This window comes from Succinivibrio faecicola, assembly GCF_019448115.1.
In the GTDB taxonomy this organism is placed as follows: Bacteria; Pseudomonadota; Gammaproteobacteria; order Enterobacterales; family Succinivibrionaceae; genus Succinivibrio; species Succinivibrio faecicola.
The window spans coordinates 1-715 of the sequence record NZ_JAGFNY010000099.1 but is presented as its reverse complement, the minus strand read 5'-3'; the positions used below and the strand labels follow the sequence as shown (position 1 = coordinate 715).

Sequence of the window (715 nt, the reverse complement as noted above, 5' to 3'; positions counted from 1 at the left end):
CTGTGGGTATTGATTTAGCCGGTAGAAAGTTTCAGGTATGTTTTTATAATGAAGATAACGAGCTTGTTAACACAACCTTTGATATATATGCGTTAAGACGATTTATTGCATCCACTCATCAAAAACTGCTGATTTCTATGGAAGGATGTACAGGTTCATCCTATTGGGCTAAATATGCTATTGCTCACGGACATAAGGCAGTAGTTCTAGATGCTAGAGCAATCAAGAACAGAAAAGCTCAGAAAGATGATTTTAATGATGCCTTCTTTATTCGAGAAGCTTTATTTACCCATCATCAGACCTGTCGTATCAGGACTCAGGAAGAAATCGATTTAAAGACATTTTATGTTCAAAGGGAACAATACATAAAAAGCTTAAATGCAGTCTGCTCTAATGTAAGACAGAGACTGATTGCTGCTGGAGCATATGAGCATGTTGTAACTGGGGCTGACTCTGCACTTTTAGCTATCAAGTATTATAAGAAACAAATCAATAACAAAGCAGATGTTGGTAGCAGTTCATTAACTTTAAAAACTCTCGATAGTTTTGTTGAGGACATAAACTACCTAACTCAAAAGATTGACCGTATCAATCAGGACATTATTGATGCTAAAGCAAGAGAGTCACAAGTTGCAAATCAGTTAATGACCATACCAGGTATTGGACCTCAGTTAGCACTTCTACTGTCATTAGACATATCTGATATCAGCAGATT

General features: G+C 36.5%; 1 protein-coding gene. It reads left to right on the top strand.

Annotated elements, in window-relative coordinates:
- Window positions 1–715, top strand: a 715-nt coding sequence (locus J5V48_RS09795; protein ID WP_219938473.1) for an IS110 family transposase, incomplete at both ends; no start/stop codon positions are given.